The 19,589-nt window shown below is 62.9% G+C and carries 17 protein-coding genes; 12 read left to right on the top strand and 5 right to left on the bottom strand.

Annotated elements, in window-relative coordinates:
- The first annotated feature begins 390 nt into the window (after positions 1 to 390).
- From CRO06_RS19360 to CRO06_RS19390, 7 genes are all read left to right on the top strand, one after another.
- Positions 391 to 723 (top strand): MGMT family protein, encoded by a 333-nt coding sequence (locus CRO06_RS19360; protein WP_022993696.1) that lies wholly within the window; start codon positions 391 to 393, stop codon positions 721 to 723.
- Positions 724 to 2,022 (top strand): AmpG family muropeptide MFS transporter, encoded by a 1,299-nt coding sequence (locus CRO06_RS19365; protein WP_097059185.1) that lies wholly within the window; start codon positions 724 to 726, stop codon positions 2,020 to 2,022.
- A complete protein-coding gene (locus CRO06_RS19370; RefSeq protein WP_097059186.1) occupies positions 2,019 to 2,888 on the top strand; it encodes a ketopantoate reductase family protein in 870 nt (289 codons plus the stop codon). Before CRO06_RS19365 ends, CRO06_RS19370 begins: the two co-directional genes overlap by 4 nt.
- Before the next feature lie 117 nt (positions 2,889 to 3,005).
- On the top strand, positions 3,006 to 3,575 hold the full coding sequence (locus tag CRO06_RS19375; protein WP_035450657.1) for a cob(I)yrinic acid a,c-diamide adenosyltransferase: 570 nt from the start codon (positions 3,006 to 3,008) through the stop codon (positions 3,573 to 3,575).
- Positions 3,576 to 3,688: 113 nt separating this feature from the next.
- The gene (locus CRO06_RS19380; protein ID WP_097059187.1) at positions 3,689 to 5,065 is read left to right on the top strand and encodes an ATP-binding protein; all 1,377 of its coding nucleotides are present in this window, start codon (positions 3,689 to 3,691) and stop codon (positions 5,063 to 5,065) included.
- A complete protein-coding gene (locus CRO06_RS19385) occupies positions 5,043 to 5,741 on the top strand; it encodes a response regulator (RefSeq protein ID WP_097059188.1) in 699 nt (232 codons plus the stop codon). Before CRO06_RS19380 ends, CRO06_RS19385 begins: the two co-directional genes overlap by 23 nt.
- Before the next feature lie 85 nt (positions 5,742 to 5,826).
- Positions 5,827 to 6,174: a Spy/CpxP family protein refolding chaperone gene (locus tag CRO06_RS19390; protein ID WP_097059189.1), complete on the top strand. Its 348-nt coding sequence runs from the start codon at positions 5,827 to 5,829 to the stop codon at positions 6,172 to 6,174.
- Between the two features lie 100 nt (positions 6,175 to 6,274).
- Here the strand turns inward: CRO06_RS19390 and aceF are convergent, their stop codons facing one another.
- From aceF to CRO06_RS19415, 5 genes are all read right to left on the bottom strand, one after another.
- On the bottom strand, positions 6,275 to 7,978 hold the full coding sequence (gene aceF / locus CRO06_RS19395) for a dihydrolipoyllysine-residue acetyltransferase (protein ID WP_097059190.1): 1,704 nt from the start codon (positions 7,976 to 7,978) through the stop codon (positions 6,275 to 6,277).
- Positions 7,979 to 8,015: 37 nt separating this feature from the next.
- A complete protein-coding gene (aceE, locus tag CRO06_RS19400; RefSeq protein ID WP_022993704.1) occupies positions 8,016 to 10,685 on the bottom strand; it encodes a pyruvate dehydrogenase (acetyl-transferring), homodimeric type in 2,670 nt (889 codons plus the stop codon).
- A 395-nt stretch (positions 10,686 to 11,080) separates the two neighbouring features.
- Complete coding sequence (locus CRO06_RS19405; RefSeq protein ID WP_026948634.1) at positions 11,081 to 11,917, bottom strand: hypothetical protein; 837 nt, start codon at positions 11,915 to 11,917, stop codon at positions 11,081 to 11,083.
- A gap of 20 nt (positions 11,918 to 11,937) precedes the next feature.
- Positions 11,938 to 12,525, bottom strand: coding sequence for a 1,6-anhydro-N-acetylmuramyl-L-alanine amidase AmpD (gene ampD, locus CRO06_RS19410; RefSeq protein WP_097059191.1), 588 nt, complete (start codon positions 12,523 to 12,525; stop codon positions 11,938 to 11,940).
- A gap of 32 nt (positions 12,526 to 12,557) precedes the next feature.
- The gene (locus tag CRO06_RS19415) at positions 12,558 to 14,747 is read right to left on the bottom strand and encodes a DUF1631 domain-containing protein (RefSeq protein ID WP_097059192.1); all 2,190 of its coding nucleotides are present in this window, start codon (positions 14,745 to 14,747) and stop codon (positions 12,558 to 12,560) included.
- 233 nt (positions 14,748 to 14,980) lie between these two features.
- On the opposite strand from CRO06_RS19415, the gene CRO06_RS19420 reads away from it, so the two are divergent.
- From CRO06_RS19420 to CRO06_RS19440, 5 genes are all read left to right on the top strand, one after another.
- On the top strand, positions 14,981 to 16,312 hold the full coding sequence (locus CRO06_RS19420; protein WP_022993708.1) for an alanine/glycine:cation symporter family protein: 1,332 nt from the start codon (positions 14,981 to 14,983) through the stop codon (positions 16,310 to 16,312).
- The gene (gene nadC / locus CRO06_RS19425; protein ID WP_097059193.1) at positions 16,309 to 17,160 is read left to right on the top strand and encodes a carboxylating nicotinate-nucleotide diphosphorylase; all 852 of its coding nucleotides are present in this window, start codon (positions 16,309 to 16,311) and stop codon (positions 17,158 to 17,160) included. The genes CRO06_RS19420 and nadC overlap by 4 nt, the downstream gene beginning before the upstream one ends.
- Before the next feature lie 192 nt (positions 17,161 to 17,352).
- The gene (locus CRO06_RS19430; RefSeq protein WP_022993710.1) at positions 17,353 to 17,715 is read left to right on the top strand and encodes a glycine zipper family protein; all 363 of its coding nucleotides are present in this window, start codon (positions 17,353 to 17,355) and stop codon (positions 17,713 to 17,715) included.
- Positions 17,716 to 17,967: 252 nt separating this feature from the next.
- Positions 17,968 to 19,005, top strand: a complete 1,038-nt coding sequence (locus CRO06_RS19435; protein WP_097059194.1) for a TAXI family TRAP transporter solute-binding subunit — start codon at positions 17,968 to 17,970, stop codon at positions 19,003 to 19,005.
- A 63-nt stretch (positions 19,006 to 19,068) separates the two neighbouring features.
- Positions 19,069 to 19,545, top strand: a complete 477-nt coding sequence (locus CRO06_RS19440; RefSeq protein WP_051414215.1) for a DUF1850 domain-containing protein — start codon at positions 19,069 to 19,071, stop codon at positions 19,543 to 19,545.
- The last annotated feature ends 44 nt before the right edge of the window (positions 19,546 to 19,589 follow it).

The raw sequence follows: 19,589 nt of genomic DNA on the forward strand, positions 1-19,589 counted from the left end.
CAATAAACGCCATCTCTCGTGTCTTCCCTTGCTTATACGGCTTCATCCCGCTGTGAGGAGAGCCCGGATACCGTTCAGATTTAAGAGAATGTGGGTCGGAGCCAGATCTACAATACAGGGTCTTGGCCCTCAGGAGCTTGCCAGGCTTTGGTCCGACCCGGGAGTGTCGGTAGCTAATCAACACTCGTGGAGAGATACAAGGAGCTTGCCCTGCAAGCGAATCGCGCCACGGTCCAAGAATTCGCTTGCAGGGCAAGCTCCTACAGCGGCCGTGTAGCAACCTCCGGGCTCATATCTCCAAAGTTGGCGGCAGGCTTGGGTCTTGGCGGCTCAGCAGGCTGTGCGCATGCCACGGTTGCGCGGTGCTCCCGGCACTTTCATACTCGCCGCATGAATCAGGAGTTCCGCGACGCGGTCTATCAGATTGTGGCGGCCATCCCCGCCGGCACCGTCTGCAGCTATGGTCAGGTGGCCCGCATGGCGGGTTACCCTCGCCACGCCCGTTTTGTCGGCCGGCTGATGAGCCAGTTGCCCAAGGGCAGCAAACTGCCGTGGCATCGGGTGATCCGGGGTGACGGTGGGCTGCCGCTGATTGGCACCCCCAGCGGAGAGACCCAACTGCGCCGGTTACACAAGGAAGGCGTGGCGGTGCTGGGCCACCGCGTGCCATTGCGCCGCTTCCAATGGCGCCCCGAGGCCGCCGAATCCGCCCCCGGAGAGTAAATGAAACTGGAAAACGCCTTTTTTGATCGCCGCATCCTGGTGATCTTTCTGCTGGGTATTGCCAGCGGCTTCCCCAAGGGCATGATCGTTTCCACCTTGTCCGCCTGGCTCACCGACGAGGGGCTGAGCCGTACCAGCCTGGGCCTGTTCGGTCTGGTCTCCCTGCCCTACGCGCTCAATTTTCTGTGGGCGCCACTGGTGGACAGTTTCCGCCTGGGCCCGCTGGGGCGGGCGCTGGGCAAACGCCGGGCCTGGATTCTGCTCAGCCAGGTCGCGCTGGTGGGGCTGTTGATGCTGCTCTCCCTGTTCACCCCCAGCAAAGAGCTGCTGGCGGTGGGCGTTATCTGTCTGATCATCGCGTTTGTTTCCGCTACCCAGGACATCGCCATCGACGCCCTGCGGATCGAATCCGTGCCGGTGGACCAACAGGGTGCCGCCGCTTCCGCCGGCGTGGTGGGTTGGTTGCTGGGGAATCTGCTGATCGCCGGCATCGCCCTGTGGCTGACCGCCTGGCTCGACAGCTGGAACCAGATTTACCTGGTGATGAGCAGCGCCATGCTGTTCGGCGTGGCCGGCTGCCTGCTGGCACGGGAACCCGAGGACAGAGCCAGGGTAAGCGGACGCCCGGACGCCCCACCGGGCGAGCGCATGGCGCGCTGGTTGCAAAGCGCGGTTTTCGCGCCCTTTATCGAATTCTTTCGCCGCAACGGCCCACAAATGGCCGCGGTACTGCTGGGATTCATCTTTCTGTTCAAGATCGGCGAGGCGTTTCTCGGCACCATGTCGATCCGCTTCTACAACGAAATCGGCTACCAATGGGCGGAGGTGTTCGCTTACGTTAAAACCGCCGGCATGGTGGCGCTGGGGGTGGGCAGCTTTCTTGGCGGCGCCATCAGTATCAAATTGGGCGCCTCCCGGGGCCTGCTGGTGGCCGGTATCGCGATGGCCCTGACCAATCTGCTCTACGCCTGGCTGGCGGTGACCGGCCGTAACGACACCGTGCTGCTGACCTGCGTGATCCTCGATAACTTCACCGGCGGTGTTTCCACCATTGCCTTCGTCACTTATATCTCCGACCTGTGTAACCGGCAGTTCACCGCCACGCAGTACGCGCTGCTGGCATCGCTGGGCAATCTGGGCCGCACCACCCTGGCCGCCGGCAGCGGCTGGATGGTGGATCTTCTCGGTGGCCGCTGGGAGGTGTTCTTTATACTCACCGCGCTGATGGCGATACCAGGACTGCTGATTCTGCTGTGGCTGATCCGGCACGGCGCCCGGCCGGAGACACAGCGGCTATGAACCCCTGGTACCTGCTCGGCGCCGGCAACATGGGCCTGCTGGCGGCGTACTACTTGCGCCAGGCCGGCTTTGCGGTGACCGTGCTGCGCCACGACACGGCAAGCCCGCTTCGCAAGAGACTCACCTTCGCCGACGGCAGGCCGCCGTGCGACCTGATCCTGCCGGTGCTTTCGCCCGCCGCGCTGACCGAACCGCCGCGCCATCTGATAGTGGCCTGCAAGGCGCCGTACAGCGCCGCCGCCCTGGAGTCAGTACCGCTGACCGTCGATAGCCAGGTGCTGCGCCTGCAGAACGGTCTCGGCAGCCTTGATGGTCTGCTGCCAGAGGGCGTGCTGCCGATCGAAGTGGTCACCACTTCGGCGGTGAAGCAGGACGGGCCCGCACAACATCAGGTGGTGGCGGAGAACGAGACCTGGATGGGCGGCACTGATGTCGTGCCGGACTGGTTCGAGCAGGTGAGCACACACTGGCCAAATCTGAGCTGGCCAACGGACTTTCAACACCGCCAGTGGCACAAGCTGGTGGCCAACGCGGTGATCAACCCGCTCACCGCGCTCCACGACGTGGCCAACGGCCGGCTGCTGGAAGACCGGGAACTGCAACGCCAGGCCGCCGAACTGTGCCGGGAGGCCGACCAGTTGCTCACCGCTCTGGACCCGACCTGGCCCGGCGACTCCCTGCCCCGGGTGATGGCGGTGGCGAGCGCCACCGCGGGTAATACTTCGTCCATGCGCGCCGACGTCCGTAAAGGCGCCCGCACCGAGATCGACGCCATCAACGGCTATTTACTGCGGCGGGCCGCTCCTCTGGGGCTGTCACTGCCGGCCCATGAGCGTATCGCCACCGCCCTGACCTCGCGGACATGAAATCGGAGGTCGCTACAAGACCGCTGTGGGAAGCGGCTTCGTAGTCAGGGCTGCACCCATGGTGGAATCCGGAGTACATTCATGGATCCCACGCCACATCATCAACAAGGAATCGCCATGTCTTCCCGCAAGGATGAAAAGACCCGCATCAACCGGGTCATCACCCGCACTGGCGACGATGGCCATACCGGCCTCGCCGATGGCAGCCGGGTCGCCAAGGACCATCCCCGCATCGAAGCCCTGGGCAGCCTGGATGAACTCAACAGCGCACTCGGCGTACTACGCGCTCACCCGCTTGATGAGGATCTGGACCGGCTGATCGAGAATTTGCAGCAATGGCTGTTCGATATCGGCGGCGAGCTGGCCATTCCCGCCACCGCCACCCTCACCGATGCCGAACTGGTGGAAATCGAATCCCAGGCCGATCTGATCAATGCCGAACTGCCGCCGTTGAAAGAGTTCGTATTACCCGGCGGCAACGCCGACGCCGCCTGGTGTCACCATTGCCGTACCGTGGCCCGGCGCGCCGAACGCCGGCTGGTGACCCTGGCCGCCGAGGAAGAGGTCAACCCGGTCAGCCTGGCGATCCTCAACCGTCTCGGCGACCTGCTGTTCATCATGGCCCGCCTGATCAACCTGCGCGCTGAAACGCCGGAATCACAGTGGATACGGCGCGAGGATCGCTGACCGGACGCCGCGCGGCTTGCAGGCATTCCATTTTGAAAGAATGTGCAAGTCGCTAGGGAGACCCCTCCGGCGGCCTTACACTGGAGCGATTCTCCACGGCTCCCGCGAGCATCATGGGCATACGCAACAAGCTGTTCCTCACCTTTCTGGGTACTTTCCTGCTGCTGATCCTGGCGGCCAGCGCCTTCTATTACCTGTCGTTCGAGCAGAGCCTGTCCAAGTATCTGGATGAGCGCCAGCAAGCCCAGGTGGAGCGGCTGGCCGATCACCTGGCGGTGCTCTATGCGCAGCGGGGCAGTTGGGACTTTCTGTTACGTGACCCGCGTCAATTGGGGCGGCTGTACTGGCTCGCCGGTGACCGCAATCAGCCCGACCCGCGTAAAATCGACCGCGATGCCCATCGTCACCTGCAGTTGCTGACGGCCGACAAGCACCCTCTGCTGGGCCCACCAGTGGCGCCCAAATTCCGTCGCAAGGTGGCGATCCGTATCGGCGACCAGGTCGTGGGCTGGCTGGTCTATCCGGACCAGGAAGCGATCCGCGACTCCATGGATCGCCGGTTCCAGGAACGGCAACTGCGTTTCATGTTGTGGATGACCCTGATTGGCCTGGCTCTGTCGCTACTGGTGTCGTGGCTGCTGGCACGCCACTTCGTGGCGCCGATCACCGCCCTCAGCCGCCATACCCGGCAATTGCGCGAAGGCCACTACGAGGCCCGTCTGACCAGTCAGCGTCGTGATGAACTCGGCGAGCTGATTCGCCATGTGGACAGTCTGGCGGAGCGCCTGGATCAGGGCCAGCAGGCCCGCCAGCGCTGGTTTTCCGACATCGCCCATGAGCTGCGCACGCCGTTGGCTGTGCTGCGTGGTGAATTGGAAGCAATCCAGGACGACGTCCGGCCCATGAACAAGGAAACCATCAGCACCCTGGAATCCGAGGTTCGCCATCTGACCCATCTGGTCAGTGATCTGCACGATCTGGCTCTGGCCGACGCCGGCAACCTGCGCTATCACTTTACCCGGGTGGACCTGGACGCCCTCTGCGAGGACGCCGTGGACGCTGTGCGCCCGGCAATGCAGCGCCACGGCCTGACCGTGCTCACCACCCTGCCGCCGGCCACCCTTAGCGGCGACCCGGTACGCCTGCGGCAGTTGCTCGATAATCTGCTGCACAACAGCCTGAAATACACCGACCAAGGCGGCGAAGTGCAACTGGTTCTGGACGACGAGCAGGACCATTGGCGCCTGACTCTCAACGACACCGCGCCGGGCGTGCCGGAGGATGCGTTGCCGAAACTGTTTGATCACCTGTTCAGGGTGGAGAGTTCGCGCAATCGCCGCACCGGCGGTGCCGGCCTTGGGCTGGCCATCTGTCAGCGCATCGTCGAAGCCCACGGCGGCACCATCACCGCCGGCCACAGCCCGCTGGGCGGCCTGCGTATCACCATTCGATTGCCCAAGGATCATCATGGCCCGCGTACTGATCGTTGAAGACGAGCCCCGCCTGGCGCAACTACTGGCGGACTATCTGACCCACAGCCACTTCCAGGCGGACCAGACCGCCAGTGTGCGCGAGGCGGAACGGCGTGTGCGTGAAGGGAATTACCAGGCGGTACTGCTGGATCTGATGCTACCCGATGGCGACGGCATGGAATTGTGCAAGAACATCCGCCGTTTTTCTCAAGTGCCGGTTCTGATGATCACCGCCCGGGTGGAAGAGGTGGATCGGTTATTGGGGCTGGAGATCGGCGCCGACGACTACATTTGCAAACCGTTCAGTCCCCGTGAGGTGGTGGCGCGGGTCAAGGCGGTGTTGCGCCGCTCCATGGCCGCGGAGCAACACCCCGACGGCGGCCTGGAGCTGGACCGTCACCGTTTCGAGGCGGTCTATCAGAGTGCGCGGGTGGCGCTCACCGCCATCGAATTCGAGCTGCTGGCCACCCTGGCCAAACAGCCGGGCCGGATCTGGAGCCGCGATCAATTGATGGATGTGATCTACCCGGACCATCGGGTGGTTTCCGATCGCACCATTGACAGCCATATTCGCAAGCTGCGACGCAAACTGGGCGAAGGGCTGCCCGGCGGCCATGACTGGATCGGCAGTGTCTACGGTGTGGGTTACCGTCTTCAGGCCCAGCCGGAAGACGATCCCGATGAAGACGAATAAGCGCGGGTTGTTCCACGGTTCCTGCACGCTCTCTGCACATTTTTCTCCGACACTGGGTACATCGAAGTTCAACGGAGAAAGCATCATGAAGAAAGCCCTACTGATCGCCCTCACCCTGGTTACCACCACCGCCTTCGCCGGCCCCGGCATGGGGCACGGCCCGAAGATGAAGTTCGATCCGGAGCAGCGCATGGACCGCATGGAGGAAACCCTGGACCTGACCGACGCTCAACGCACCGAGATTGAGTCGATCTTCGAGCAACAGCACGAGAAAATGAAGACACTGCATGACGAGACCCGCGAACGCGTGGACGCGGTGTTGACGGCGGAACAGCGGGACAAAGCGCAGGCTCTGCAGGAACAACGCAAGGAAAAGATGAAGGAGCGCATGGAACGGATGCAGCAACGTCTGGAACGGAAAAACGCGGAATAAAACCCGACTGCGCTGAGATAATTCGCGGCCAAGGCCGCTCCCACAGCGACTTCGCAGAGTAGCAGTGGGGGCAGGTCAAATGGCCGCGATCTTTCTTTTACTACAGCAACACTCTACGCAGATCCCCCAGCAGACTGCTCAGGTAGGTGGTAAAGCGCGCCGCGTCCGCACCGTCGATCACCCGGTGATCGTAGGACAGTGACAACGGCAGTGTCAGCCGGGGCTGGAACGCCTGGCCATCCCATACGGGCTTGGTGTCGGAACGGCTGACGCCGAGAATTGCCACCTCCGGCCAATTGACGATCGGGGTGAAGGCAGTCCCGCCGATGCCGCCCAGGGACGAGATGCTGAAACAGGCGCCCTTCATGTCCGCCGGCGTCAGCTTCCGATCCCTTGCCTTAGCCGCCAGTTCCGACATTTCCAGGGCAATCTCCTTGAGCCCTTTCTTGTCGGCGTCACGCAATACCGGCACCACCAGACCATTGGGGGTGTCCACGGCGATGCCAATGTGTACGTAATCCTTCTGAATCAGCGCTTCGCCGCCTTTCTCCAGAGAGCTGTTGAATTTGGGGAAGGCCCGCAGTGCGTTGGCACAGGCCTTCACCAGGAACGCCAGCATGGTGAGTTTGACGCCTTCCTTCTCCAGCAGCTTGTTCTGGCTCTTGCGGAACGCTTCCAGATCCGTGATATCGGCTTCGTCGAACTGGGTAACATGCGGAATGGTGATCCAACTGCGGTGCAGGTTGCGGGCCGCCACCTTGCGCAGCTTGTTCAATTCCACCCGCTCCACCGGCCCGAATTCGCTGAAGTCGATGTCCGGCAGATCGTCCACCGGCGCCGCCACGCCCGCCCCGGCGGGCGCTTCCATGCGACGTTTCAAATATGCGTGGACGTCTTCCTTGAGAATCCGATCCTTGGGACCGGATCCTTCGACCAGCGCCAGATCCACACCGGTGTCACGGGCCAGCTTGCGTACCGCCGGGCCGGCGTGCACCTGGGCGGATGGCTGACCGGAGGACGCGGAAGCGGCGGAACGCCCTTCTGCTTGTCTGGCCGGCGCCTGATCGGCCGGTTTTTGTGTCTGACCGGCACTTTTCGCCGGGCTGGATTCGGCTTTGGCCACGGCCTTGTCACCGCCGTCTTTCGCCGCCGCTTTACCGTCGTCGCCGGACGCTTTCTTCGCCCCGCCGCCGCCGGCCCCATCCAGATCCATTAGCTGATCACCGGTACCGACCTTGTCGCCCACCTTGACCCGCAACCGGGCCACGGTGCCCGCCGCCGGTGAAGGAATGTCCAGGGACGCCTTGTCGGACTCCAGCACCACCAGGGTCTGCTCGGCCTCCACCTGATCCCCGTCCTGGACCGAAATCTCGATGATTTCAGCGCCTTCGATATCGCCCAGGTCGGGCACCGTCACGGTCTGGCTGCCGCCACCCGCCGCCTGTTCATCATCTTCGCTGTCGGCACCTTCGTCCGTACTGTTGCTCTCCTGCTCCGGCTCGGCTTCCTCGGCGCCCTTCCGGTCGGATTGTTCCTGCCCTGCCTCTTCAGCGTCACCGTCCCCGGCTTCCGCGTCCAGCTCCAGCAGCGGATCACCTTCCTTGACCTTGTCGCCCTGCTTGACCAGCAGACCAAGCACCTTGCCGCCTTTCGGCGCCGGCACTTCCACCGTCGCCTTGTCTGATTCCAACACCACGATGGTGTCTTCCGGGGCGATGGTATCGCCCTCTTTCACAGTCACTTCGATGACGTCCACAGGATCACTGCTGCCGACATCGGGGACTCGAATGGTTTCCTTGCTCACGCGTTGCTCCTTCTTGTGGAAGAAGAGTGGAAAATCATTAGTGGGTCACCGGGTAGGGTTTGGCCGGATCGATTCGGTATTTTTCCATGGCTTTTTTCACCACGTCGGCCTCGACCTCGCCTTCATCGCGCAGCGCGGTCAACGCCGCCAGCACCACGAAGTAGCGGTCCACCTCGAAGAAGTGGCGCAGCTGCGCACGGGAATCACTGCGGCCGAAGCCGTCGGTGCCCAGCACCCGATAAGGCGCCTTGATCCAGGGCCGGATCTGATCCGCGTAAGCCCGGATGTAGTCGGTGGATGCGATCACCGGGCCGGCGCGGTCCGCCAGACAGCGCTCCACCCAGGTCGGCTCATGCTTGTCGCGCTCCGGAGCCAGCATGCGATCACGGTCGGCACGGATGCCTTCCCGGCGCAGCTCATTGAAACTGGTGACACTCCAGACGTCGGCGCTGACACCAAAGTCCTGGTACAACAGCTCCGCCGCGGCTTCCACCTCGCGCAAAATAGTGCCGGAGCCCAACAGCTGCACCTTCGCGGCCTTCTTGCCGCCCTTGCCTTCGTGCAACAGATACATGCCGCGACGAATACCTTCCTCGGCGCCTTCCGGCATGGCGCCGTGCACGTAGTTCTCGTTCATCAGCGTCAGGTAGTAGAAGATGTTCTCGTGGTCTTCATACATGCGCTTCAGGCCATCCTGCAGGATCACCGCCACTTCGTACGCGTAGGTGGGATCGTAGCTGACGCAGTTCGGCACCGTGCTGGTGAGAACATGGCTGTGACCGTCCTGGTGTTGCAGACCTTCACCATTGAGTGTGGTGCGCCCGGCGGTGCCGCCCAGCAGGAAACCGCGGGCCTGGCTGTCACCGGCGGCCCACCAGAAATCCCCGGTGCGCTGGAAGCCGAACATGGAGTAGTAGATAAAGAACGGAATCAGGGTGAAATCGTGGACGCTGTAGCTGGTGGCCGCGGCGATCCAGGCAGCCATGGCGCCGGCTTCGTTGATGCCTTCCTCGAGGATTTGTCCTTTCTTGTCCTCGCGGTAGTACATCACCTGGCCGGCATCTTCCGGCTCGTACTTCTGGCCCTTGGAAGAGTAGATACCCAACTGCCGGAACATGCCTTCCATACCGAAGGTTCGTGCTTCGTCGGGTACGATCGGCACCACCCGCTCGCCCAGGGTCTTGTCCTTGACCAGAGCGTTGAGCATGCGCACGAACGCCATGGTGGTGGAAATTTCCCGGTCGCCGGTGCCTTCCAGAAAGTTGGCGAAGAAATCCAGGCCCGGCATTTTCAGGGACTGGCTGGCTTCACGCCGGCGCACCGGCATGTAGCCGCCCAGTTTCTCCCGCTGCTGACGCATGTAGCGCAGTTCCGGAGAATCCTCTTCCGGTTTGTAGTAGGGAATCGCTTCCAGTTCTTCGTCGGTGAACGGCATGTCGAAGCGATCGCGGAATTCCTTCAGGCTCTCCAGATCCATCTTCTTCATCTGGTGCGTCTTGTTGACCGCTTCCCCGGCACCGGTGGCGTAACCCTTCACGGTTTTCGCCAGAATCACGGTGGGCTGACCGGTGTGGTTCACCGCTTCGTTATAGGCGGCATACACCTTGAACGGATCGTGGCCGCCACGGTTGAGACGATAGATGTCCTCATCGCTCATGTGCTCGACCATTTTCTTCAGCTCCGGATAGGCGCCGAAGAAGTGCTCGCGGGTATAGGCACCGCCGTTCTTTTTGTAGGCCTGATATTCACCGTCCACGCACTCCTCCATGCGGCGGCGCAACAGCCCCTCGTCGTCTTTTTCCAACAACGGATCCCACAGGCGCCCCCAGATCACCTTGATCACGTTCCACCCGGCGCCCCGGAACAGGCTTTCCAGTTCCTGGATGATCTTGCCGTTGCCGCGCACCGGACCATCCAGGCGCTGCAGGTTACAGTTGACCACGAACACCAGATTATCCAACTGTTCCCGGCCGGCCATGGACAGCGCGCCCAGGGATTCGGGCTCGTCCATCTCGCCGTCGCCGAGGAAGGCCCAGACCTTGCGGTTATGGTCGGCAACCAGCTCGCGATTCTGCAGGTACTTCATCACATAGGCCTGGTAGATGGCCTGCATCGGCCCCAGCCCCATGGACACGGTGGGGAACTGCCAGAAATCCGGCATCAGCCAGGGGTGCGGATAGGAAGATAGTCCCTTGCCCGCCACTTCCCGGCGGAAGTTATCCAGTTGTTCCTCGTCGATACGGCCTTCCAGGTAGGCACGGGCGTAGACACCGGGAGCGGAGTGCCCCTGAAAGAACACCAGGTCACCGGGGTTGTCATCGTGAGGCGCGTGGAAGAAGTGATTGAAGCCGACGTCGTAGAGGGTCGCGGAGGAGGCGAAGCTGGCGATGTGACCACCCAGATCGTCATCACTCTTGTTGGCCCGTAGCACCGTGACCAACGCATTCCAGCGGATCAGGGAGCGAATACGCCGCTCCATGAACAAATCGCCGGGTAACGGCGCCTCCTTGCGAGGCGGAATGGTGTTGATGTACGGGGTGTTCAGGTGGGTGCGCAATACGCCTTGTTCCTGGGCCCCGTTGGTCAATACATCCAACAGCCAGGCGGCCCGTTGCGGCCCCTCCCGTTCGATTACCGATTCCAGCGCGTCCAGCCATTCGCGTGTTTCCGCCGGATCGATATCATCGAAGAAGTTTCTTTTCTGCATGGGCTTGCGTCCTTTTTAATCGCGTTAGCCACGCCGTCGCGGGATCGCCGCGACAGCGAATGTCGTGCCTGTGTCGACGGTTCCGGGTGTGGTCGTCGCGACAGGTCGAGGAAGCTCGCTCCTCCGGGGATTCGAGGGCAATCAAAGCCGAAGGAGCTAAGGAGCCAAAGTGTTATTCAGGGCCCCTGACCAGGAGGTCACCGGCCATAGTAACAGGCCTCGAACGATTCCCCCACCGCCCCATGACGGGCAAACCGTAACCGAAATAGCGTTTCATTTTTATGGGGGAAGTGACGGCGATTACCTGGGAGGGGGAGCGGCAAGGCAGCCCCCACAGGGTGCTACGGAACCGCTGTGGGAAGCTGGCTTGCCAGCAAATGGCGAATTCATGCCAATCAAGCCAGCAAGCTCCAGAGCGCGGCGAAGATCAGCCATACCGCCAGGGCACGCAGCAGCACTCCGTGCAGTGCCTCCAGACGATCCATTCCCGCCGCCAGCGGCTCCTCGGTGCTCTTCTCGGCGCTTTCCTCCACCGGTTCCGCCGCCTGGGCGGTGTCGTTGAGCAGTTCACGGCTGTCGTCCAGGCGCCAGAGTTTACCCGCCGCCGCCCGCGTCACCGCGCCGAACTGGCCCGCCAGTGCCAGCGCCAGCACCGTCAGGCGCGCCGGGATCCAGCGCAGCGCCGCGTCCAGGCTCTGTGCCCAGTCGCTGTGTTCGCGGTGACGCTGTAACCAGGCCCGGTTAAGTACGAACAGCACCACCGCGCCGAACCCCAGTGTCATCAGCCAGAATAAAGCGGTGAACAAAACAAAGACCCGTTCCAGGAAGCCGCTTTCCAATTGCCGGAACCAGTCCCGGGAACCGGCTTCGCCGGTGATTGGCAACGCCTGCTCGGCCAGTTCCCGCAGCGCTTCGCCATCGTTCAGGCGCCCGCATACCAGCAGCTCATCCACCAGCCGGAATTCGCTTTCCACGCCGGCCAACCACAGCATCAGGGCGGTCCCCAATACCAGCACCAGCAGATTGCCCCAGCCGCCGGCCAGCCAACCGAACAGCAACGCCACCAGGATCGCCGGCAGGGCCACGCTCAGCCACCAGCCCGGAATACCGTGACGCACCGGCGACAAGGTGGCGAGGCAGCGCTGGTGCCGGTCCGGGCGAGCCAGCACTCCGGGCCAGCCGCCATCGCGGCGACGCAAAGCCAGAACCAAAAGTAAGACGAGCAGTTTCATAGCGCTTCCAGCGGTTTTCCTCAGTGGTTATTTCCAGCTGTCATTACCAAGCCGATCCGCGCCCAGTCAAAACAGGGCCCGGGATCGGTTTTACGGCCCGGAGCGATATGCTCGTGGCCGGTGATGGTATCGCGGCTCAATCGAGGATAATGACGGATCAGAGCCGCCAGCAACGGCTTTAACGCCGCGTATTGACGTTCATCAAAGGCTTGATCATCGCATCCTTCCAGCTCTATGCCGAGCGCATAATCGTTGCAGTTGTCCCGCCCGCGCCAGGACGAGGCGCCGGCATGCCAGGCACGCTGGTCACAGGCGACGAACTGCACCAGCTCACCGTCACGGCGAATCAGGAAATGGGCGGACACCCGCAGATCTCTCAAACCCTCGAAATAGGGGTGAGCGTCATGGTCAAGGCGGTTCTGGAACAGCGCTTCGATGTGCGGGCCGCCAAACTGGCCCGGCGGCAGACTGATGTTGTGCAGAACGATCAGCCCGATGTCGTCCGGATCGGGGCGGGCATTGAAGTTCGGTGAGGGCACCTTGCGGGCTTGCTCCACCCAGTGCTCTTGCAAGGTATAGGTCGGCGTCAACGACGGTGATACGGACACGGAAACTCCCCAATGATGATGGGGAGCGCCGCTCAGTGGCCTTGCCGCCGGCGCAGATCGCCGATCACCGCCTCCAGGGCCCGGTCGAACAGCGCTCCCTCATCGATGAGTTTAACAGTGCCTTCCCGCATGGCAACGGCCAGCGCGGTGGCGTCGAATTCCTCCACCTTGATGCCCCGGCGGTTAATGAACACCAGTTTGGTGCCCTCGCGGATGTTGGCCGCCAGCCGCGCGCGGCGAGCCTCGTCGCCGGCGCCGATTTCCACCCACTGGCCGGGTCGCAGCGCCCGCGCCCGCACCAGCAAGGCATCGTCCTCCGGCAAGGGTGAGGCGGCCACGTCCTCCGGCGCCGCTTTCACTTTCACCCGCCGCGGCGCCTGCCCCCGGAACATGGCCTCCTGGGCCAGAGCCAAGCCGCGCACCAACGCCTGGCTTTCCACCTCGTCGTGCTGTATCGCCGCCAACCCCCGGGCCACCGCCACCCTCAGTTTGGGCGCCATCTGGCGGGCTTTATGCTGGTCGGCCTCCGTCGCATGGGGCAGCAGACACCAGATCAGCGCATCGGCGATCTTGCTTTGCCGACGCCAGGCTTCACTGTCTTCTCCTTCGCGCAGCAAGGTCAGGTACAACACCTGTTGCCAGCCCTGACGCAACAGGCGGATCAGCGCCTCCGGCAAGGCCCGGCCCGCCAACCGCTGGTCCAGGTGCCGCCGCGCCCGCGTCATCGCCTGCTCGGCCCGGGCACGTCCCTCCTCGCTTTCGCGCAAACGTTGCGCCAGGCGACGGGCGCGGGTGTCCTGGTCACTGAAATACTCGTCGAATTCCGCCTGCAACTGGGCGAACAGGCCGTCGTCTTCGTCGTAATGGTCGATCACCGTGTAGACCGCACGGCGGATACGCTGATACAACTCGTCACCCGTGCCTTGCTGCGGGTCCCACTGAGCGCCGGCCCGGGCCAGGGTGTTGAGCAACGCCCGGGCCGGATGGCCGTCGTCACCGAAAAAACCGTTGTCGTTGATCGCCACTTTCAGCAGCGGAATCTGCAGACGCCCGATCAACGCCTTGACGTCAGCGGGCAGCGACTCGTCATCCAGGATAAAGTCGAACAGCATGGCCACCAGATTGATGAGGTCATCATCGGCCTGCTCCAGAGCGTGTACCACCGGGGCATCCTGCTGTTGATCCAGTTCCCGGGCCAGGGACTCGCGCAGCCCCCGGCCCTCGCCCTTCCCGGATTGCCCATGAGCATCACGCTGCAGGCGCGAAAGCACCTGTATCAGGTCATCCCGACTGACTGCCCGCACCGGCTGATCCACGGTGACCGGCGCGCCGCCCCGATGCGCCACGCCATCAAACAGGGTGGCCAGGCCGGACAGATCAAACGGTTCCGGTGACGTCTCCGACACCGCCCTGGCCGGCCCCCTCAGCAAGGCCAGCAACTCGCCCAACTGGCCGTGGTCGGCGCTGGAGGTGGGGCCATCGGCCTGCCGCGATTCGGTCCCGCTGGAGCGCCGGACCGGCCGCCGGGCCACCGGTGCGCTGGCCAGTTCCGACAGCACACCGGCCTCCGCCAGAGTGCGGTTGGCCTGCTCCACCAGGGCCGGAGCCTCGTCCATGACCACCCGCTCGAACAGCTTCAAAACGATCAAGCGGGCGCGGATATCCAGCGACAAGCGCAATACGCAGTCGGCAAAGCAGGCGGCCAGTTGGCGGGGTTCCAGCGGATTGTTTTTCTCGCTAATCGCCACCTTGCCCTCGAACAGATATTCCAGGCGGTGACACAGCAGGGCCAGAGCCTCCTCACAGCCGTTGCGGGCCCGGCGCGCCAGGTTATCCAGCGCCACGGAGATTTCCAGCTCGTCATTCTGCACCAGCGTCAGCGATTCGATGCCAGGGGAGGACGCCTCCGGAGACGGCTTGCGTTCCCGGCCGATCTCATTGAACAAGGCGACGATGCCGTCATGAAAGCCGGTTTCCAGCACCCGTCTTTGCAGACGAAGCTCGCGCATGGCGTCGAAGTAACGATCCCGCTCACGGTCGGTTTCGGTTTCCGCCATGTTGAACAGCATGTCGTCGGCGCCGTCGAGCATGCCCGCCAGCAGCGCCAGAGCCCGCTCCCGGGTGCACTCACGAACCTGTTCCAGCGGGCGTGGCAAGGGCTCGGCGGGGGCGGTGCCAGCGCGGCGACCCGAGGCGGTACCGATGTGCGTGACGTTGGTCATGGCTGATTACCCCGGCACCCCGAAAGGAGTCCCAGCAAGAAAAGTCCATACGGATACAGAGAAACTAAGCTAGCACGACCCCAAAATCACTATTTTGAACCAACTCTCAAATAAGATATTAGTATTATTTCAATTCCCCGCATGATTGGTGAAAACCCGCGCAACCCCGATTACCGCTTTTCCCGGCAGGCCGAATTCCCTACTCTTCCTGTGAAAAGACTGGAAGGGAAACGATGGAAACCATCATTGATCGCACCGAGGCTGTCCGCGACCTCATGTGGGGCTGGCCGGCCCTGATATTGATCGCCGGCACCGGTATTTATCTGAGTTTGCGCCTGGGGTTTCTGCCTATCCGGCGCCTGGGGTTCGGCTTTAAGCAGATGTTCCGCCCCTCCCCAGGGCAAGGCACCATCGGCTCCAACGCCGCGCTGGCCACGGCGCTGTCCGCCACCATCGGCACCGGTAACATCGTCGGCGTCGCCACCGCCATCGCTTCCGGCGGCCCCGGCGCACTGGTATGGATGTGGCTGATCGCCCTGGTGGGCATGGCCACCAAATACGCCGAGGCGGTGTTGGCGGTGCATTACCGGGAACAAGACCATCGCGGGCAGTACGTGGGCGGCCCGATGTACTACATCCGCAAGGGCATGGGGTCGCGCTGGGCCTGGCTGGCGGTGCTGTTCGCCTTCTTCGGCATGTGCGCCGGTTTCGGCATCGGCAACACCACACAAACCCACTCGGTGGCCGACGGCCTCCACGATAGTTTTGGCGTACCCACCTGGACCACCGGGCTGGTGCTGATGGCCATGGTCGGCCTGGTGGTACTGGGCGGCATCAAGCGTATCGCCCGGGTCGCCACCTTCGTGGTGCCGTTCATGGCCCTGGCCTATCTGCTCACTGGCCTGGCGGTATTGGTGGATCACGCCGCCGCCCTGCCCGCCGCCATTGCTCTGTGCTTCGACGGCGCGTTCAGCGGCACCGCCGCCGCCGGGGGCTTCGCCGGCGCCGTGATCAAGGAGGCGATCCAATATGGTATTGCCCGGGGTATTTTCTCCAACGAGGCCGGCCTGGGCAGCGCGCCCATCGCCCATGCGTCCGCCAACACCGACCACCCCGCCCGCCAGGGCAGTGTCGCCATGCTCGGCACCTTTATCGACACCATCGTGGTATGCTCCGTCACCGGTCTGGCCATCGTCGCCAGCGGTGCCTGGACCAGCGGTGAAAAGGGCGCTCCCCTGTCCGCCCTGGCTTTTTCCAGCACTTTCGGCACCTATGGCGAAATCGTGGTGACCTGTGGTCTGGCTATCTTCGCGTTCACCACCCTGCTCGGCTGGAGCCTGTACAGCGAACGCTGTACCCAGTATTTGTTCGGCGAGCGCGCCTTGGTGCCGTTTCGCTGGGTCTGGGTGCTGGTGGTACCGGTAGGCGCGATGATGGACCTGGGCCTGGTCTGGCCGATAGCCGATATCATGAACATTCTGATGGCGGTCCCGAACCTGATCGCTCTGTTATTCCTGGCCCCCGTGGTGGTGCGCCTCAGCAAAGAGTTTTTCGATCAACAATGACGACCCGATCCCTGCCCGACTACGCCCGCGCCGATATCGCGCGGGTCGTGGCCTTCGCTTTGCAAGAAGACATCGGCGACGGTGATATCACCGCGCAGCTGATCCCCGAGTCCGCACAGGCGCAAGCCACCATTGTGACCCGCGAGGACGCGGTCATGTGCGGCGCGCCCTGGGCCGAGGAAGTATTCCGTCAACTGGGTGGCGTGGACGTGCAATGGCACGCCGGGGAAGGCGAGCGGTTGGCCGCCGGCACCGTGTTCTGCACGCTCAGCGGCAATACCCGCCGCATCCTCACCGGCGAACGGACCGCACTGAATTTCCTGCAGACGCTGATGGCCACCGCCACCAGCGCGCGGCGCTACGCCGACGCCGTGGCCGGCACCACGGTCACCGTGCTGGACACCCGCAAGACCCTGCCAGGCCTGCGCGCGGCGCAGAAATACGCGGTCCTGTGCGGGGGCTGCGAAAACCATCGCCTGGGCTTGTACGACGCTTTTCTGATCAAGGAAAACCACATTACCGCCTGTGGGTCGATCACCTCCGCCATCGAGCAGGCCCGCCGTGTCGCCGCCAACAAGAAAATCATCATCGAGGTGGAAAATCTGGATGAACTGCGAGAAGCGGCGGCGCTGACTCCGGACCAGATCATGCTCGATAATTTCACCCCGGAGATGCTGGCCGAGGCCATGTCGCTGGCACCGCACAGCGCTCTGGAAATCTCCGGCAACCGCACTCTGGATGATGTCGCCACCCTGCCGGACAGCCGCCCGCTGTACCTCTCCTCCGGCGCTCTGACCAAGCATTGTCAAGCGGTGGACCTGTCGCTGCGCCTGCAGGGGACAGCTTGAAAAGTCGACAGTTGATAGTGGACAGTTAACAACGAAAAGCCAAAAACCAGGTAACGTAAAATTCCCTGCTGTTCAGCCTCCATACGGCCAAATCGCGTATCATCGGGGTAAACGGAAGCGAGCGCCGGAGCTATCGACACGGCATCACATATCATGGAATGTGCATAACGAGGCAGACTAAGGAGAGAAGCCATGCGTGCAATGATCATCCTCGGTACCGCCGGATTGTTGCTGATGACCGGCTGCACCTCGACCAAACGGATCGTGGTGGACCCGCAGGGCGTGGATCAGGCTCAATATCAGCAGGATCTGGCCGAATGCGAGCAGGTCGCCGATCAGGTTTCCACCGGCCGGGATGCCGCGGAGGGTGCCGTCGGCGGCGCGGTGCTTGGCGGCATTCTCGGTGCCATCTTCGGTGATTCCGGCACCGCTGGCCGCATGGCCGGCGGCGGCGCGGTACTGGGCGGCGCCGGCAAGGCCGGGGACGCCCAACAGGAAAAGTCCCAGGTCATGAAAAACTGCATGCGCGGACGCGGTTACCGGGTACTGAACTGATCCCGGTCCGCTTTAGAAGCCACCACGAAGCCACTGTGGGAGCTTGCCTGCAAGCGAATTGGGCCGGTTTCCCAAAGATTCGCTTGCAGGCAAGCTCCCACAGCGGCTTCGTAGCCCGGCTGTTCCTCTCCCCCTCCCTTCTTCCCCGTTCTACTTTAGTCTTAGCCTCTTCACGTGGTATCAAAGTGGTACGGCTCGTAAGCTAGTGCGGGTCCACGTATTCATCATGGCGATAAAAACAGGAGAAGATCCATGGCACCTCGTACTTTGATTCTTGCCGCCACGCTGGGGTTGTCCGGCGCCCTGCTCGCGGGCTGCGGCGACGAGCCCCAGGACGCGCCACAAGGTGGAAGCAGCACCGATGGCTCGGCTTCCGAACAGACCCGGACCAGCGACAGCACGCCCGTGAATCTGATCTTCGGTACCGGCGGCACGTCCGGTTCCTACTATCCCATCGGCGGCGCGCTGAAACCCATCTTCGAGGCCAGTGACCTGATCGGCGGGGTACAGGTGGTTTCCACCGGAGCCTCGGTGCAAAACATCCAGAACATTCAGGATGGCCTTAATCAGATCGCCATCGTCATGAGCGACGTGGCCTACGACGCGGTCAACGGCAACAATCAGTTCGCGGGCAACAAGGCCGACATCACCACCCTGGCGGGGCTCTACCCCAACGTGGTGCAGATCGTCGCCACCGCGGATAGTGGTATCGACAGCGTCGATGATCTGGCCGGCAAACGGGTCGGCGTGGGCAAGGTCGGTTCCGGCGTGGAACAGAGCGCCAAAATCGTGCTGGAAGCCACCGGCCTCAGTTACGATGATCTGGCCCGGGTCAGCCACACCGGCTATGCCGACAGCGTTACGGAAATGAGCAACGGCAACCTGGACGCGGCCTTCTTCACTTCCGGCGTTCCCAACTCCAGCATTACCGGACTGATGCAGACCAACGACGTGACGTTCGTGCCGGTCACCGGCGAGGTGGCCGACAAACTGCTCGAAGCCTATCCCTACTATGAGACGTACACCATTCCCGCCGGCAAACCCGAGCGCTACAACCTGGATGCCGAGGTCACCACGGTGGCGATTCGCAACATCCTGATCGTTCCCGCCTCCATGGACAGTAAGGTGGCGGAGGAATTGACCGGGCGTTTCGACGACTATCTGCACTCCGGCAAAGTGTCGGTTGGCGCCCTCAAGGACATTGACCCGGAAACCATGGACCAGCACTTGGTGGTTCCTCTGCATCCCGGCGCCAAGAGCTATTACGACAGCCGCGACGGCGGCGAATAAGCCGGCACGGTGGTAGCGAGGATCGGAATCCGGCGCCGCTGGCGGTTGGCGTTGGTTCCGATCATGGCGGCGGTTCTCGCGGCACTGCTTTGGCCGAGATTCTGGTTGGTGATTGAGGAAGGCGAAGCACTGCGTTACGCCTTCCCCGCGACCTCCGGTTCCGACTTCGCATTGCGCTGGACGCACTCGGTGGAAAAAGAAGACTGGGAAGAACGGTTCCAGATTCAAACGAATGGCAGCCTGATGCTGGTGGAAACCCGGTTCAAGACCTTCGGTGCCGGTGTCCCCGCCGCCGTGGGCCGCGAAACCCGTCTCGAACAGGGCTGGGTGGTCATGAGCGGCATCCACCGCCCGGTGGATCCGCTGCATGTCCAGGCCGCCGAGGCAGAACACTACCGACTATACTTCCAAGGGCGGACACTGGATCTGACGCATCCCGGTGTCCCGCCGATTCTGACATTCACGACTCGGGAAGCCCCCTTGTTGACGATGCTGCCCGCCCGGTTCGGAACCTGGTGGCGGCAGTGGAGATCGCCATGAACCCATCTGCTTCATCCCCTTCCCCACTTCCACCGGAACCGGAG

The sequence above is a fragment of the Alloalcanivorax xenomutans genome (assembly GCF_900217905.1).
GTDB lineage: Bacteria > Pseudomonadota > Gammaproteobacteria > Pseudomonadales > Alcanivoracaceae > Alloalcanivorax > Alloalcanivorax xenomutans.

Coding starts and splice junctions, on each gene's coding strand:
- CRO06_RS19360 (WP_022993696.1), top strand. CDS start 391: ATGAATCAGGAGTTCCGCGACGCGGTCTATCAGATTGTGGCGGCCATC.
- CRO06_RS19365 (WP_097059185.1), top strand. CDS start 724: ATGAAACTGGAAAACGCCTTTTTTGATCGCCGCATCCTGGTGATCTTT.
- CRO06_RS19370 (WP_097059186.1), top strand. CDS start 2,019: ATGAACCCCTGGTACCTGCTCGGCGCCGGCAACATGGGCCTGCTGGCG.
- CRO06_RS19375 (WP_035450657.1), top strand. CDS start 3,006: ATGTCTTCCCGCAAGGATGAAAAGACCCGCATCAACCGGGTCATCACC.
- CRO06_RS19380 (WP_097059187.1), top strand. CDS start 3,689: ATGGGCATACGCAACAAGCTGTTCCTCACCTTTCTGGGTACTTTCCTG.
- CRO06_RS19385 (WP_097059188.1), top strand. CDS start 5,043: ATGGCCCGCGTACTGATCGTTGAAGACGAGCCCCGCCTGGCGCAACTA.
- CRO06_RS19390 (WP_097059189.1), top strand. CDS start 5,827: ATGAAGAAAGCCCTACTGATCGCCCTCACCCTGGTTACCACCACCGCC.
- aceE (WP_022993704.1), bottom strand. CDS start 10,685: ATGCAGAAAAGAAACTTCTTCGATGATATCGATCCGGCGGAAACACGC.
- CRO06_RS19405 (WP_026948634.1), bottom strand. CDS start 11,917: ATGAAACTGCTCGTCTTACTTTTGGTTCTGGCTTTGCGTCGCCGCGAT.
- CRO06_RS19415 (WP_097059192.1), bottom strand. CDS start 14,747: ATGACCAACGTCACGCACATCGGTACCGCCTCGGGTCGCCGCGCTGGC.
- CRO06_RS19420 (WP_022993708.1), top strand. CDS start 14,981: ATGGAAACCATCATTGATCGCACCGAGGCTGTCCGCGACCTCATGTGG.
- nadC (WP_097059193.1), top strand. CDS start 16,309: ATGACGACCCGATCCCTGCCCGACTACGCCCGCGCCGATATCGCGCGG.
- CRO06_RS19430 (WP_022993710.1), top strand. CDS start 17,353: ATGCGTGCAATGATCATCCTCGGTACCGCCGGATTGTTGCTGATGACC.
- CRO06_RS19435 (WP_097059194.1), top strand. CDS start 17,968: ATGGCACCTCGTACTTTGATTCTTGCCGCCACGCTGGGGTTGTCCGGC.
- CRO06_RS19440 (WP_051414215.1), top strand. CDS start 19,069: ATGGCGGCGGTTCTCGCGGCACTGCTTTGGCCGAGATTCTGGTTGGTG.